The organism is Mycobacterium sp. D16Q16 (assembly GCF_002013745.1).
Lineage (GTDB): Bacteria > Actinomycetota > Actinomycetes > Mycobacteriales > Mycobacteriaceae > Mycobacterium.
In genome coordinates this window covers 94,626-109,038 of the sequence record NZ_MAEY01000011.1, presented here as the reverse complement: position 1 = coordinate 109,038, position 14,413 = coordinate 94,626, and the positions used below count along the sequence as shown (strand labels likewise).

The following is a 14,413-nucleotide window of genomic DNA, read 5'->3' as shown; positions in this document are numbered from 1 at the left end:
GGCTACCGGTCGGCCTGATTCATGGTGGCCTCTTCGAGGTCGAGTCCGCGGAGCACGGTGCGCAGCACCTCGTCGTCGATATTGCCCGCGTCGCGTTCGGCGATGAACACCTCGCGCTCCTTCTCGAGCATCTCCAGCCGCAGATTCCGGAATGCCGCCATGGGGCTCTCGCCGGCGTCTTCGTCGCTGCGTCCGAGGCGCTCCCATGCCGCGTTGCGGCGGCGGGTGTTCCAGTGCCGCAGGATTTCGGCGGCGCGGCTGCGCACGTTGGTGTCCTCGATGCCGTCATTGTCATCGAGAAGTTCCTCGAGACGGTCCGCGGCCGCACGGGCGGCCTTGTCCTGAGCGGCGGCCTCGGCGAGCGCGTCCTTGCGTTCGTCATCGCTTTGCACGCCGAGTACCCGGATCACCCACGGCAGGGTAAGCCCATGCAACAGAAGGGTTCCCACTACCACGACGAAGGTCAGGAACACGATGTGCGGGTGCCCGGGCAGGGGCTCGCCGGTGATGGTGGTCAGCGGTACCGCGAAGGCCATCGCCAGGGACACCACGCCCCGCATTCCGGCCCATGCCACCACGAAAACCCCACGCGCTGAGGGGCGTTGGCCGGGTGGACGCATATACGCGAACGCGAAGACGAACAGGATGCGCACCACGATCACCGTGGAGAGCACCGCGATCGAAGACAGCACGATGGTGGCGAAGGACAGGCCTCGTAGTCCTTCGACGACCTTGGGCAGCTGCAACCCGATGAGCAGGAAGGCGAAGGATTCCAGCAGCAGCTGCACGGCCTTCCACACCGCGTCGTCCTGGAGCCGGGTGGCGTATCCGGCGTGCACCGAGCGGTGTCCCAGCATGAGCCCGGCGACCACGACGGCGATCACGCCCGAGCCATGAATCTCCTCGGCGAGCAGGTACGCGAAGAACGGCACCACCAGGCCGATGGCGCTCTCGGACAGAGGATCGTCGAGCTTGCACCGGATGATGTTGACCAATTTGCCGATGATGAACCCGACGAGCACCCCGCCGATGGCCGCGAGCGCGAAAATCTTGAGCCCGTCGGCCACGGTGGCGCCGAGCCCGATCGCCGCGGCTATCGCCACCCGATACGCGGTGAGCGCTGTCGCGTCATTGAGCAGACTTTCGCCGCCCAGCAGCGTCATGATGTTGCGCGGCAGCCCCAGGCGCCGGCCGATCGCGGTGGCCGATACCGCGTCGGGCGGTGCCACGATGGCACCCAGCACGAGTGCGCCGGCCAACGGCAGCTCGGGGACGGTGTAAAAGGCCACGAACCCGACCGCAACGGTGGTGAGCAGCGGAAGCAGCACGGCGAGGCTGCTGACCGCCCGCATGTTCTTGCGCAGGTTGACGTAGGAGCTTTCCAGCGCCGTCGTGTACAGCAGCGGCGGCAAGATCACGAACAGGACGAGGTCCGGATCCATCTCGATGGACGGCAGGCCGGGGATGGCGGTGGCCGCCAATCCGGCTACGACCAGCACCAACGGGGTCGGAAGCCCAAATCGCCGGGAAATCGCGGCCAGGACCAGGGCAACCGTCAGTACCGCCAGCAGGGAAACGTTCACCTTCGTATTCTGTGCGGAGAGCGGTTCTGGCGCCTAAGCGGGCATGTTGAGAGGGCATATATGAAGCGGCTGTTCCGGCGTGGATCCGCCGCTCCCGAGTCGACACAGGGCGAAGGCGCCTGTCCTGAGCTGGCCGCCGCCACCGGGCAAGACCCACAGCCCCGGACCCCGGGGCAGTGCGAGGACTGCGCGGCACTGGGTGAGCAGGTGTGGGCCCATTTGCGGTTGTGTCTGGAATGCGGCCGGGTCAGCTGCTGTGATTCGAGCCCCCACCAGCACGCCACCGCACATTTTCATGCCTCGGGGCATCCGGTGATGCGGTCACACGAGCCGGGTGAGGATTGGCGCTGGTGTTATGTCCACAGCACTCTCGGTTGAGGATGTGTGGCAATCTGGCACGCTAGGCACGGTCCAATAGGGCTACAGGTCGACCGGAAGGCGTGAAAGGCATCGTGGTGACGCAGGAGGGTTCGCCCCCCAGCGAGCACGGCTCGACGGGTTCCACGGGCACCGTCGAGCCCGGGCCCGCCGAGGCCGCGCCGGTGACCGAAGACGCCGTGCGTGCCACCAATGGCGCCAAGTCCGCTAAGGCTGCTAAGGCTGCCAACAGCGTGAAACCCCTCTCCGAACTGGCCAGCACCGAGTCCCCGGCGTCGAAGGCACCGGAACCCGTGGCCGTCAACCGCACCACCGTCATGCTGCTGGGGTCGGGTGAATTGGCCAGGGAACTGGCCATCTCCTTCCAGCGTCTGGGCGCTGAGGTGGTCGTGGTGGATACCGGCGAGGGCGGACCTGCCCATACCGCCGCAGACCGTTCGGTGCTCGCGCCGATTGGTGAGTCGGAGAGCCTGCTGGCGCTCGTCGAGAAAGAACGGCCCCGATTCGTGGTGCCGCTGGTCGAGACGGCGTCGGGCGAGGCGCTCGACAAATTGGCCGAGGGCAAGGTCACCCAGGTGATTCCGACGGCTAAGGCCGTCCGGATGGCCGGCGATCGCGAGGCGATGCGGCGGATGGCCGCCGAGGACCTGGGCCTGCCCACGCCCGCGTACTGGTTCGCGAACTCGGTCGAGGAGCTGCACAAGGTTCTCGAGACCGCGGGTTTCCCGGTTGTGGTGCGTCCGGTGTCGGCCGCCTACGGCCAAGGCCAATCGGTGGTGCTGCGTGACAGTGATGCCGAACCGGCGTGGGATCAGGCCGTCGCGTCGAACATCGGAGGCAGCCAGCGGGTGCTGGTGGAAACCGTGGTGGAGATCGACTACGAGATCACGCTGCTCACGGTGCGGACAGCCGGGGTCGGCGGGGCGACCAGACTGTATTTCTGCGAGCCCATCGCGCATCGGCAGAGCGGCACGGATGCGCTGCAGATGTGGCAGCCGCAACCGCTGAGTCAGGCGGCCCTGGAGCTGGCCCGGTCGATTGCCGCCAGGGCGGTCAATGCCCTTGGCGGGCATGGTGTCTACGGCGTCGAACTATTTGTCCGCGGCGACGAGGTGTACTTCTGCGACGTGAGTGCGCGGCCCTATGACTCCGGGCTGGTGACCGTGCGATCGCAGCGCTTGTCCGAGTTCGATATGCACGCGCGCGCGGTGCTGGGTGTGCCGATCGACACCATTTTGGTGTCGCCGGCGGCCGCCGAGGTGGTCTACGGCGACGGCCCTGGTCCCTCATCGCGGCAGCTCGACGAGGCGCTGCAGATACCGGAGAGCGATCTTCGGATGTTCGGGCATTCGGAGATCCACCGGCGTCGCCGCGTCGGCGTGGCACTGGCGACCGCACCCAACACCGCGCTGGCGCTGAGCCGTGCCCAACAGGTCGCCCGGCATCTGCGGTGACACCCGACGAGCAGGCCGCCGATCACGAGGACACCGGGAGTCCTGCACCATTCATCGCCGGGGCGGCGATCTTTGGAATCGTGGTGATCGGTATCGCGATATCGGCGTTCTTCCGGACGGGCGACGGCCTCACCGAAGAGGGCAGGGTGGGGCAGTCCGTGGTCGCGCAGAATGACGCGCTGCAGCGACGTGCGTATGCCGACTATGTGGCGAACAGCTGCCGGGCCATTGTCACGCCGGAAAAGAATGTGATTGCCGCACAGGACAAATCCGAGGCATCGCACGGAAACCGGTACGTGGACGACGTCAAGGACGTGAAGATCAGCGGGGATACCGCGACCGCGACGGTGACCTATCACTACATGAAATCCGAGGACAACAAGCTCACCGCGGACGTCTCCTTCGTCAAGGAAGACGGCTCGTGGAGGGTCTGCAGTCAGTACTGAAGGTCTTCACGCAAGCGGTTCATCGCAACCAATACACTGGCTCTTCGTGGGCTACGCAGGAGATATCACCCCCGAGGCGGCGTGGGCGCTGCTGAAGGAAAACCCGGAAGCCGTGCTGGTTGATGTGCGCACGTCGGCGGAGTGGAAGTGGGTCGGGGTTCCCGACCTCACCGAGCTCGGCCGCGATGTCGTGTACATCGAGTGGGTGCGCTCCAACGGCGAACGCAATGAGCAGTTCCTCGACGAGCTGACCGCGGCCGGGGTAACACCCGGCGAGCGCCCGGTGGTGTTCCTGTGCCGGTCCGGTAACCGGTCGATCGGCTCGGCGGAACTGGCCACCGAGGCGGGAATCGCCCCGTCTTACAACGTGCTTGACGGGTTCGAGGGCAACCTGGATGAGAACGGGCACCGTGGCGGCGTCGGCTGGCGGGCCATCGGTCTGCCATGGCGGCAGTCATGAGCCAGACGCCGGACGGTATCCCCTCGGTGCGGATTCCCAGGGCACTGCCCGAGGGCGTGAGCCAGGCGACCATCGGCGTACGCGGTGGCCTGTTGCGCTCCGAGTTCGAAGAGACCGCCGAGGCGATGTATCTGACCTCCGGGTATGTGTACGAGAGTGCTGCCGCCGCGGAACGCGCCTTCACCGGCGAGGTCGACCGGTATGTGTACTCCCGATACGGCAACCCGACGATCTCCATGTTCGAGGAGCGGCTGCGGCTCATCGAGGGTGCCGAGGCGGCGTTTGCGACAGCAACAGGGATGTCGGCGGTGTTCACCGCACTGGGTGCGTTGCTCGGTGCTGGTGACAGACTTGTCGCTGCGCGCAGTCTCTTCGGTTCCTGTTTCGTGGTCTGTAATGAGATCCTGCCGCGCTGGGGCGTGGAGACCGTGTTCGTCGACGGTGAGGACCTCTCCCAGTGGGAAGAGGCGCTGTCCGTTCCCACTCAGGCGGTCTTCTTCGAAACTCCTTCCAACCCAATGCAATCGCTGGTCGACATCGAGGCGGTATGCAATCTGGCGCATGCCGCAGGTGCAAAAGTGGTGCTGGACAACGTCTTTGCCACCCCGCTGTTGCAGCAGGGTATTCCGCTGGGTGCCGATGTGGTGGTCTACTCCGGCACCAAGCACATCGACGGGCAGGGCCGGGTGCTCGGCGGCGCCATCCTGGGTGACACCGAATACATCGAGGGTCCCGTCAAGACGCTGATGCGGCACACCGGGCCGGCGCTGAGCCCGTTCAATGCCTGGACGCTCGTGAAAGGGCTTGAAACGCTGGATCTTCGGGTGCGGCATGCCAACGAGTCCGCCTCCAAGATCGCGCAGTTCCTGGAACAGCATCCTGCGGTGCGCTGGGTGCGTTACCCGTTCCTGCCGAGCCATCCTCAGTACGAGCTGGCCAAGCGGCAGATGAGCGGCGGCGGCACCGTCGTCACCTTCGAACTCGACGCCGACGGCGACGCGGGCAAGCAGCGCGCCTTCGAGGTGCTCGACGGGACCTCGCTCATCGACATCTCGAACAACCTGGGCGATTCCAAGTCGCTCATCACTCACCCCGCCACCACGACCCACCGCGCCATGGGGCCGGAGGGCCGCGCGGCGATCGGGCTCTCCGACGGTGTGGTGCGTTTGTCGGTCGGGCTCGAGTCGACGGAGGACGTCATCGCGGACCTGGATCGGGCGCTGAGCTAACTCGGGCTAGCTTTAGTTAGCAGGGGCTAGCACTCCTGGGAGTTCCTTTGTAGTATCCCGTCATGACGCAACGAAGCGTTCATGTCGCGGTACTGGTGTTTGCCGCAGTGGTCATGACGACGGCAGTAACTGCCTGCTCGATGTCCGATTTCGTGGGCGGCGCCGTAGAGCGCACCACATATCCGCCGATCACTCCCATTCCGCCGCCCCCTCCGGGTGCCAGCGTTCTGCCTGCGGATTTTCCGCGCGATATCCCGGTCGTCAAGGGAACCTATCGCCAGGACGGCGAAGGCGATTCTCGGACCCTGGCGGTCAGCGGTGTCGACGCATCGGCCACGGCCGCAGCGGGCAAGCTGCTGACCGACGCCGGATTCGAACATCAAACCGTGATGGGCCAGGACGCCTATCTCAACAACAAGTACACCGTGCTGGTGGTCGGCGACGACCTCGGTGGAGCCTTCACCCTGCGCTACACCGTGATGCCGATGACCGGTGTGCCGGGCATGCCCAGTGTCACCTTCCCGCCGTTGATCTGAGGAGCCGACCATGTCGCACCAATACAGTCCGGCGTTCGAGCGGGCGGGACGCCTGGTGGCCAAGCACGCAAAGTTGGTGATACTGGCCTGGATTGCGGTCGGGGTTCTTGTCAATACCGCCTGGCCGCAGCTGGAGCGGGTGGCCAACGAGCACTCGGTCAGTCCGCTGCCGACGGGTGAGGTGAGCCCGGCGCTGGCATCGATGAAGGAGATGGGAAAGGCGTTCGGCCGCCCCGGTATCGACAACGCCGTCATCATCGTGATGCACAGCGACAAGGGATTTGACGCCGATGCACAGGCCCGGTACTCCGCGCTGATCGACCGGCTGGGCGGGAACAAGGAGTACGTCACCTTCGTCCAGGATCAGCTGGGCGATCCCCGGATGCGTAACAACCCGGTGGCGCGTAAGCAGGTCCTCAGCGAGGACGGCACCACCTGGTATGCCATGGCGGGGTTGGCAGGGGATCTGGGTACTCCGTTGGCGCAGAGGTCATATCGATCTGTCGATGACTTGGTGAAACAGACCTTCGCCGGATCGGGGACTACGGCGAACATCACTGGCGCGGCGGGCACCATCACCGATATGGGTAACGCCGCGCTGGGTGACCTGCCCAAGATCGGTGCGGTGACCGTGGTGGTCATCGGTCTCATCCTGTTGTTGGTGTTCCGATCGTGGTTCACCGCAATGCTGCCGCTGTTGGTGATGGGAATGAGCCTGCTCATCGCCCGCGGCGTCATCGCCGGGCTCGCCGATCGGAGCCTGGTTCCGGTGTCCTCGGTATCTGCCGGACTGATGATGGCCGTGCTGATGGGGGCCAGTGTCAATTACACGGTATTCCTGGTCAGCCGGTATCACGAACGAATACGTGCGGGGGAGGAGCCGCCGGAGGCCCTGGCGCATGCCTGTGGCTCGATGACCAGGGTCATCCTGGCGACGGCCGCGACCGTGGCGATCGCCAACATCGCGCAGTTGACCGCCAAGCTGGCCTTCCTCGCTGCGGCCGGTCCGGCGGTGTCCATGGGTGTGATCGTCGCGTTCTTCGTGGTCACCACGCTGCTGCCGGCGACGCTGAGCCTGGCGGCCACGCGCGGGTTGGGACTGCCGGGACCTGATCGGGCGGGGGTGTATTGGCACCGCATGGGTGTGAATGTCGTGCGGCACCCCTGGCCCGTCTTCGGTGTGGCCATCGTGATCCTGTTGGCGGCCGCGTCCTTCGTCCCCTTTATGCGACCCAGTTTCGACATGTCGCGGGTACTGCCCGATTCGGCCCAGTCAAACCAGGGTATGCATATCCTGAACGCCCATTTCCCAGCCAATTCGGTGATGCCGCAATACCTTCTGATCCAGGCGCCTTCGGATCTGCGCAATCCGCGTGCGCTGGGCGATCTTGACCAGATGGCCGAGCGGATCTCCCAGCTCAAGGGAGTCGGGAAGGTTGTCGGCATCACCCGGCCCGATGGGAACAAGCTCACCCAGGCCACGCTGGCGTGGCAGATCGGGTACATGGGAACGCAGATCGACAAGACGAGTGGACAGGTCAACGCCGACCTGCGGCCACAGCTCGAACGGATGTCCCAGCTCGCCGATGTCATGTCGGCCATGACCAACGAGCTGGGCGACGGGGATCTGGCCCGGATGCAGCAGATGATGCCGCAGATGTTGTCGATGGCCAAAGAGGTTGAGGGGCAGCTTGACCGGTATCAGTCGCTGATATCCCAGATGGGCACGGTGGCGGGGATGGTGGATCAGCTGGCCACGATGGGCCCCTCGGTCGAGGCGACCTTCTCGGCGCTCGATGCCGGGGTGTCGTTGACTCAGACGCTCACCGAATCCCCGTTCTGCCCGGTGCAGCCCGATTGTGTGAAGCTGCGCGATCAGCTGGTGGCGCTGCGCGACACGGGTCCGCTCTCGTCGGTGGAGAGCCTGCGAGAGTCGGTGCGGACGGTCACCGGCGGCAAGACGATTACCCAGCTGCTGGGTGATATGAACAGTCAGTTCAAGCAGATTCGCGGATTGCTCGCGAAATTGCCCGAGATGGAACGCAAATTCGAACGCATATCGGGGTACTTCCAGCAGCTGAAGGGGCTGGGAGTGGATATGAACTCTGTCAAGACGATGGGCGTGCGGATCCGCGATTTGAACACCCAACTCGAGGACACCGTGCGGTCCATGGGCGAGGCCGCGGTGACCCTGCAGACGATCGGCAAGGACTCCAATTCTCCTGCGGCATCCGGATTCTCCGTGCCAGGGGCGATGCTGCAGAATCCCGGATTCAAGGAGCTGAGTTCGGCCTTCCTGCAGGACGACGGGCGTACCGCCATGTATCTGGTGCAGTCGCCGCTCAACCCCTATGGACCCGAAGCGATGCAGCTGAGCCGTGACATGGAACGCGTCGGCAACGAGGCCACGCCCAACACCGCGCTGGCCGGTGCCACGGTGTCGGTGGGCGGTTTTCCTGCCATCAACGCCGATCTGAAGAAGGCCTACGACAGTGATCTGCGCGAGATCATCGTGGTCACACTGCTCATCATCTTCGTGGTGATGTGTCTGCTGCTGCGGGCGGTGGTGGCGCCGCTGTATCTGCTGGGCACGGTGCTCCTCACCTATATCGCCTCACTGGGCATCGGTGTGCTGGTGTTTCAGGTTCTCCTTGGGCAACAGCTGGATTGGGCCGTCCCGGCGATGACCTTTGTGCTGATTGTGGCCGTCGGGGCCGACTACAACATGCTGTTCATCTCGCGGCTGCGGGAGGAGAGCGCCCGGGGCATGCGGCTGGGCATCATCCGGACCGTGCGTCAGACCGGATCGGTGATCACCTCGGCCGGTTTGGTGTTCGCCGCCAGCCTGCTGGGCATGATGGTCGGGTCGGTCAATCAGATGGTGCAGATGGGGTTCATCATCGGGGTGGGCATCCTGCTGGACACCTTCATCGTCAGGACCCTGATGGTGCCGACGCTTGCTCAGGCATTCGGCAAGCTGAGCTGGTGGCCCTCCAAGGCGTGACCGGGCACGGGCCCGCTAGGCCACTAGTTCCGGATGCGGCAGCGGCGCATCGGGATTGGCAACCCGGCGGGTAAATGTGCCGTGGAACCCTATCGGCAAGTGATGCGTCAGGTGCGCCACCGCCAATGGACCTCGCTCGACATCACGCGCATCGAGAATGACTAGTTGCGAACGGTTTTCCACGAGATCGTGATTGACCGCGAGCAGCCAGCCGTCATCTTGTGCGGAGTCTTTGTCGCGCGGCACAAAGAGGGGTTCGCACACCGAGGCCTTCCCGAAGTCGCAGTGTGTCATGGTGCCGGTGCGATGGTCGAACTTGAAGATGCCGTTGTAGTGGCCCTTGCGTTCCAGCGTCCCGGCCGTATAGGTGATCTGATGATTGCGAGTGGACTGGCGCCAGTCATATTGCGGGAATTCGATTTTCGCGGACTGTGACACCACTTCCTCGGTGATCTTGCCGCTGGGTGAGATACGGAAGCGCACCAGGTGACTGTCCGGCCATTCGCGGATCACCAGATGGTGATGAGGATTCGGGTGGTCTTTCGGTCCCATGGCGGAGACCAGTGTTCGTCGTAAAAATTCGAGGCTTTCATATCTGACGAATTCGACCACCGCATCGGGGCCGTCCTGGAAGGCGTTGGTGACATGGATATGAGTCTGGGGGGCGTGTTCGATGACGAGCGGCTTCGACCCGTCGCGTGGCACCAGAATGAACTTGGTACTGCCATTGGTCAGCTGGTACTCGAGGCTTTCGTCAAAACGCTTGCCGCGCAGCAGCTGGCCGACGTTGGGGCGAATCGGATCGAGCACGAAGACCAGGTACTTCTCGGTCAGCGCGAAATCATGGTTCCAGCCCATATCCCACAGGGTTACCGAATTGATCTGCGAGAGTTTACCGCTGGGGCTCACCCGGTAGCAGCGCAGTCGTGGTGTGGGAAAGACGTCGAGGCCGAAGTTGAACATCTCGCCGGTGACAGGATCCCATTTCGGGTGTGCCGAGAAGGCGCCGACATACCCGAGCTTGCCCTTGAAGTCGTTGGTGCCCAGCGTTTCCAGGGTATCGGGATCCAGCCGGTGTGGCGGGCCGCCCTCCCAGAGTGCCAGCATTTCCCCGGCCAGCGACACGATGTTGGTGTTCGCGGTGTTCGCCGGCACCTGGAGGTTGGCGAGTAGCTTCCCGGGCACCTGGGTGGTGATCCCGGGTCTGCGCATCGGGCCCTGCTGCAGCCCGTCCCGGAACTGCTGAGTGCGCACATATCGGTTAGTGAAGCGGACCGAGGAACCGTCCAGGATGAATCGGGACACCATGCCGTCGGCATCGAACATCGTCCGCAGCACGGTGGTGCCCACCTCGAACTTGCCAGGGCCAATGCGGAAGAGCGTGCCGGTCAGCGCGGGCGGCAGGGTGCCGTCGATCTCTGTGACCTCGTAGTCGTATTCACGCAGCTGGGACTCGAAGGGCCGGGAGACGAGCTCCTCGAAGTCCGTGTCGGAGGCTGAATGCTCGGGCGCAAGTGTCATGAACTCTCCTAGACCGCATTGTCGGCAGTTTCTGATGACGGGTGTCCTCAACATTAGCGAGTAGGTTGCCTATGTCAAGACGAAGGGCGTTTACGCGTGACGAACGGTCAGATTCACCGCACGTACGGTGGCAAGACGCGAGAGCAGCGCCGAGATGAGCGGCGCGTGGCCCTGCTGCGTGCGGGCCGTGAGCTGTGGAGTGAGAAGGGCCTGGCCGCGGTCACCGTTCGGGGCGTGTGTGCCCGGACCCGGCTGACCGATCGGTACTTCTACGAGCAGTTCGAGGTAATCGGCGATTTGGTTCTGCAGATCGTGGACGACGTGTTCGCCGAACTGTTCGCGTCGATGGCAGAAGCCGGTCGGGTGGCCGGTGACAACCCCCACGCGCAGCTGACGGCGGGACTCACGGCGTACCTGGAGCAGTCGGTCGCGGACCGGGCGGTGCTGCGGATCCTGACATCCGACCTGGCCGGATATCCCGGACTTGCCGCCAAACGCCGAAGCCTTCAGCACCGCGTCGCGCGGGCGATACTCCTGACCATCGCGCCAGAGGTGTCCAAGCCGGAGCCTGCCCTGCTCGATGCCGCCGTGTTCGGCGTTGGGGGCGTCACTCTCCTCATGGAGGACTGGCTTGCCGATGAAAATAGGTGCAGCGCCGGTGAACTGGGAGCCAAGGCCACCGACATGTGTATGCGCCTGCTGGGGCCGCTGGCCTAGCCGTGGCTCACGAACTTGGTGGGCCGCAGGTACAGAATGACGCGGTCTGCCTCGTCACCGGTGCTCGTCCCGGCCCAGGGCGCCTGGTACAGGTGGGCAAGCTCTTGGATGAAGGACCCTGTCGGATCGTCGTCGATCTGGTCGATGGTGCCGCGCACCTCCAGGTACCGGTACGGGTTGGAGGGGTCCAGGATCGAGAAGGCGACGCGGGGTTCGGTCTGGATATTGCGGAACTTGGCCCGCTTATTGGTGTGGGTGAACCGGACCCGTTCGCCGTCCCAGCTGAACCACATCGGACTGGACTGCGCGCCACCGTCGCCACCGACCGTGGCCAGGTGACCGTAGAGGCGCTGTTCCAGGAGATCTTCGAAGCCCGCGGGGATTTCTGGCATGACCTATTTGAACACTCTGCCGGCGCGGATTCTTCCCCGGCCGGACATGACGGATGGCCGCCGTTCGATTCGCCGGGAGCCAAAGACTGTTGTGCACTGGTCGGTGTTCCTAGGTTCGACCGCATGACATCGGCACCCGCTGCGCCGCCGCGCGCCCGGGCGTCGGATGACGCCGCCGAGCCGGTGCTGCGGGTGCGGCGCCGGGCGCGTCCGGGCAACTGGATCCTCTCGGCCGTGGCGCTGCTGTTCGTGGCCATGTTCGTGCACGGTCTGGTGCGAAACTCGGGGTGGGACTGGCCGACATTCGCGCGGTACTTCACCGCCAAGTCGGTGCTGGCGGCCCTATGGTTGACCATCCGGCTCACCATCTACGGCACGGTGCTGGGGTTCGTGCTGGGGGTGGCGCTGGCGGCGGCGCGCCTGTCCAACAATCCCGTTCTGAAGGTCATCTCGTGGACCTACGTGTGGATTTTCCGTTCCATACCGCTGATCGTGCAGCTGCTGTTCTGGTTCAACATCGCCTACCTGTACGACAGCATCAGCTTCGGAATCCCATTTGGGCCAGGCTTGATCACCGTCGACACCAATGAGCTGCTGAGCGGTCTGACCGCCGCCGTGATCGGGTTGACCCTGCACCAGGGCGCGTATTTCGCCGAGATCATCCGGGGCGGTATCCTGTCCGTCGACGAGGGGCAATTGGAAGCCGCTGCGGCCCTGGGGATTCCCCGGCGCCGCCAGTTCTTCCGGATCGTGCTGCCGCAGGCCATGCGGTCGGTCATGCCCAACGCCGCCAACGAGGTCATCAGTTTGGTGAAGGGCACATCCATCGTGTCCACCATGGCCATCGCCGATCTCTTCTACCAGGTGCAGGTCATCTTCGGGCGTAACGGACGCGTGGTGCCACTGCTCATGGTGGCGACGGTCTGGTACATCGTCATCACCTCGGTGCTGACCGTCGTGCAGTACTACATCGAACGGCATTACGCCCGGGGAACGCACCGATGAGCACCATCGAGGTGCGTGGTGTGCGCAAGTCCTACGGCCAGGTGGTTGCGCTGCGTGATGTGAATCTGACTGTGCGACAGGGGGAGGTGACAGTCATCATCGGGCCCTCGGGCTCAGGGAAGTCGACGCTGCTGCGCACCCTGAATCACCTGGAGAAGGTGGACGGCGGGACCATCCGCATCGACGGTGAGCTCATCGGTTACCGGCAGCGTGGATCGGTGCTCTACGAGCTCTCGGAAAGGGCCGTTCTGCGTCAGCGTTCGCAGGTCGGCTTCGTCTTCCAGAACTTCAACCTGTTCCCGCATATGACGGTGCTGGAGAACGTCATCGAGGCGCCACTGGCGGCGCGGCGGGCGCCGCGCGCCGAACTGGTGGCCGAGGCGACCCGGCTGCTCGAACGGGTGGGGGTCGCCGACAAGCTGGCGGAGTATCCGCGCCGGCTCTCCGGTGGCCAGCAGCAGCGGGTGGCTATCGCCCGTGCTTTGGCGTTGCAGCCCAAAGTGATTCTGTTCGACGAGCCCACGTCCGCGCTAGATCCGGAGCTGGTCACCGAGGTGCTCGATGTGATCCGCCAGCTGGCCCGTGACGGTGCCACCCTGGTGATCGTCACGCACGAGATTGGTCTTGCCCGGGAGATCGCCGACACCGTGGTCTTCATGGATCACGGTGCCATCGTCGAGCAGGGACCGCCAGAAGAGCTGCTGGACAACCCATCACATCCACGGACCATCGGCTTCCTGTCGAAGGTGCTCGCGTGAGGGGGCTTATCGCGCTGTTCTGCACGGCGATCGTTGTGCTCACCGGTTGTGCTGGGGGCGCGGAGCCGGGCGCATCCTCGCCCTTCAATCTGAGCCCGAACCAGGAGCGGGTGCGTGCGGCGAAGGCGGACGGCATCGCCGCCGAGGTGCCCGATGCCGTCCGCAAGCGTGGCACCCTGATTGTCACCGGAGATGCTAATTCCGCACCGCCACTGCGGTTCTACGCCGATGACGACAAGACGATGATCGGGATCGAGACCGATGTCGCCTATCTGGTGGCGGACATTCTGGGACTGCGCATCGACCTGCGTTCTGCGGACTGGGCGCAGAACTTCGTCAAGGTGGACTCGGGCGAGGTCGACGCGTTCATTTCGAATGTGACGGTGACCGAGGAGCGCAAGGAGAAATTCGACTTCGCCACCTACCGTTTGGACAACGTCACCTTTGAGGCCCGGCGATCCCTGGACTGGAAGGTCCAGGGTGCCAGGGATATCGCGGGCAAGACCATCGGCGTCGGGTCAGGCACCAACCAGGAAGCATTGCTGGTGCAGTGGAACGAACAGAATGTCGCAGCGGGTCTTCCGGCCGCAGACCTGAAGTACTTCCAGCAGACCACCGGCTACTACCTGGCATTGGCGTCGGGGCGCATCGATGCGTATGTGGGTCCCAACCCGACGGCGGTGTTCCATTCCCAGGCGACCGGGCAGACCAAGTTGATCGGTAGCTTTTCCGGCGCGGGAGAGGCGCTGCAGGGCGAGATCGCGGTGCTCACCAAGAAGGACAACGGGCTGGTGCGGCCAATCGCCGATGCCATCAACCACGCTATTGCCGACGGCACGTATCGTAAGGTGTTGCAGCGCTGGGGATTGGAAAGCGAGGCGGTCGCCACGTCGGAGATCAATCCCCGCGGACTACCCAGGCAAGGATGAC

The 14,413-nt window shown here is 64.4% G+C and carries 14 protein-coding genes; 11 read left to right on the top strand and 3 right to left on the bottom strand.

What is annotated here, in order from left to right; all coding sequences use genetic code 11:
- Nucleotides 1-2 precede the first annotated feature (2 nt).
- Complete coding sequence (locus B4394_RS12030) at nucleotides 3-1,583, bottom strand: Na+/H+ antiporter (RefSeq protein ID WP_078307555.1); 1,581 nt, start codon at nucleotides 1,581-1,583, stop codon at nucleotides 3-5.
- Between the two features lie 60 nt (nucleotides 1,584-1,643).
- Between B4394_RS12030 and B4394_RS12025 the strand changes: the two genes are divergently transcribed.
- From B4394_RS12025 to B4394_RS11995, 7 genes are all read left to right on the top strand, one after another.
- Complete coding sequence (locus B4394_RS12025) at nucleotides 1,644-1,961, top strand: UBP-type zinc finger domain-containing protein (RefSeq protein ID WP_078315161.1); 318 nt, start codon at nucleotides 1,644-1,646, stop codon at nucleotides 1,959-1,961.
- Between the two features lie 62 nt (nucleotides 1,962-2,023).
- A complete protein-coding gene (gene purT / locus B4394_RS12020; protein WP_078307559.1) occupies nucleotides 2,024-3,415 on the top strand; it encodes a formate-dependent phosphoribosylglycinamide formyltransferase in 1,392 nt (463 codons plus the stop codon).
- Nucleotides 3,412-3,861, top strand: coding sequence for an Rv0361 family membrane protein (locus tag B4394_RS12015; protein WP_078307561.1), 450 nt, complete (start codon nucleotides 3,412-3,414; stop codon nucleotides 3,859-3,861). The genes purT and B4394_RS12015 overlap by 4 nt, the downstream gene beginning before the upstream one ends.
- 46 nt (nucleotides 3,862-3,907) lie before the next feature.
- Nucleotides 3,908-4,321 carry a rhodanese-like domain-containing protein gene (locus B4394_RS12010; RefSeq protein ID WP_078307563.1) on the top strand — a complete coding sequence of 138 codons (414 nt, stop codon included), beginning with the start codon at nucleotides 3,908-3,910 and terminating at the stop codon, nucleotides 4,319-4,321.
- Nucleotides 4,318-5,550, top strand: coding sequence for an O-succinylhomoserine sulfhydrylase (locus B4394_RS12005; protein WP_078315191.1), 1,233 nt, complete (start codon nucleotides 4,318-4,320; stop codon nucleotides 5,548-5,550). The genes B4394_RS12010 and B4394_RS12005 overlap by 4 nt, the downstream gene beginning before the upstream one ends.
- Before the next feature lie 62 nt (nucleotides 5,551-5,612).
- A complete protein-coding gene (locus B4394_RS12000) occupies nucleotides 5,613-6,086 on the top strand; it encodes a hypothetical protein (protein WP_078307565.1) in 474 nt (157 codons plus the stop codon).
- A gap of 10 nt (nucleotides 6,087-6,096) precedes the next feature.
- Nucleotides 6,097-9,090 (top strand): MMPL/RND family transporter, encoded by a 2,994-nt coding sequence (locus tag B4394_RS11995; protein ID WP_078315160.1) that lies wholly within the window; start codon nucleotides 6,097-6,099, stop codon nucleotides 9,088-9,090.
- 15 nt (nucleotides 9,091-9,105) lie between these two features.
- On the opposite strand, the gene B4394_RS11990 is transcribed toward B4394_RS11995, so the two are convergent.
- Nucleotides 9,106-10,611, bottom strand: coding sequence for a carotenoid oxygenase family protein (locus B4394_RS11990; RefSeq protein WP_078315159.1), 1,506 nt, complete (start codon nucleotides 10,609-10,611; stop codon nucleotides 9,106-9,108).
- A 96-nt stretch (nucleotides 10,612-10,707) separates the two neighbouring features.
- Between B4394_RS11990 and B4394_RS11985 the strand changes: the two genes are divergently transcribed.
- Complete coding sequence (locus B4394_RS11985; protein ID WP_078307571.1) at nucleotides 10,708-11,328, top strand: TetR/AcrR family transcriptional regulator; 621 nt, start codon at nucleotides 10,708-10,710, stop codon at nucleotides 11,326-11,328.
- On the opposite strand, the gene B4394_RS11980 is transcribed toward B4394_RS11985, so the two are convergent.
- A complete protein-coding gene (locus tag B4394_RS11980) occupies nucleotides 11,325-11,720 on the bottom strand; it encodes a PPOX class F420-dependent oxidoreductase (RefSeq protein ID WP_078307573.1) in 396 nt (131 codons plus the stop codon). The genes B4394_RS11985 and B4394_RS11980 overlap by 4 nt on opposite strands.
- Nucleotides 11,721-11,843: 123 nt before the next feature.
- Between B4394_RS11980 and B4394_RS11975 the strand changes: the two genes are divergently transcribed.
- From B4394_RS11975 to B4394_RS11965, 3 genes are read left to right on the top strand one after another with little or no spacing between them, the layout of a single operon-like run.
- Entirely contained in the window at nucleotides 11,844-12,725 is an 882-nt protein-coding gene (locus B4394_RS11975; protein ID WP_078315158.1) for an amino acid ABC transporter permease, read from the top strand.
- Complete coding sequence (locus B4394_RS11970) at nucleotides 12,722-13,483, top strand: amino acid ABC transporter ATP-binding protein (protein ID WP_078315157.1); 762 nt, start codon at nucleotides 12,722-12,724, stop codon at nucleotides 13,481-13,483. The genes B4394_RS11975 and B4394_RS11970 overlap by 4 nt, the downstream gene beginning before the upstream one ends.
- Nucleotides 13,480-14,412 (top strand): ABC transporter substrate-binding protein, encoded by a 933-nt coding sequence (locus B4394_RS11965; protein WP_078315156.1) that lies wholly within the window; start codon nucleotides 13,480-13,482, stop codon nucleotides 14,410-14,412. The genes B4394_RS11970 and B4394_RS11965 overlap by 4 nt, the downstream gene beginning before the upstream one ends.
- Nucleotide 14,413: the final 1 nt, after the last annotated feature.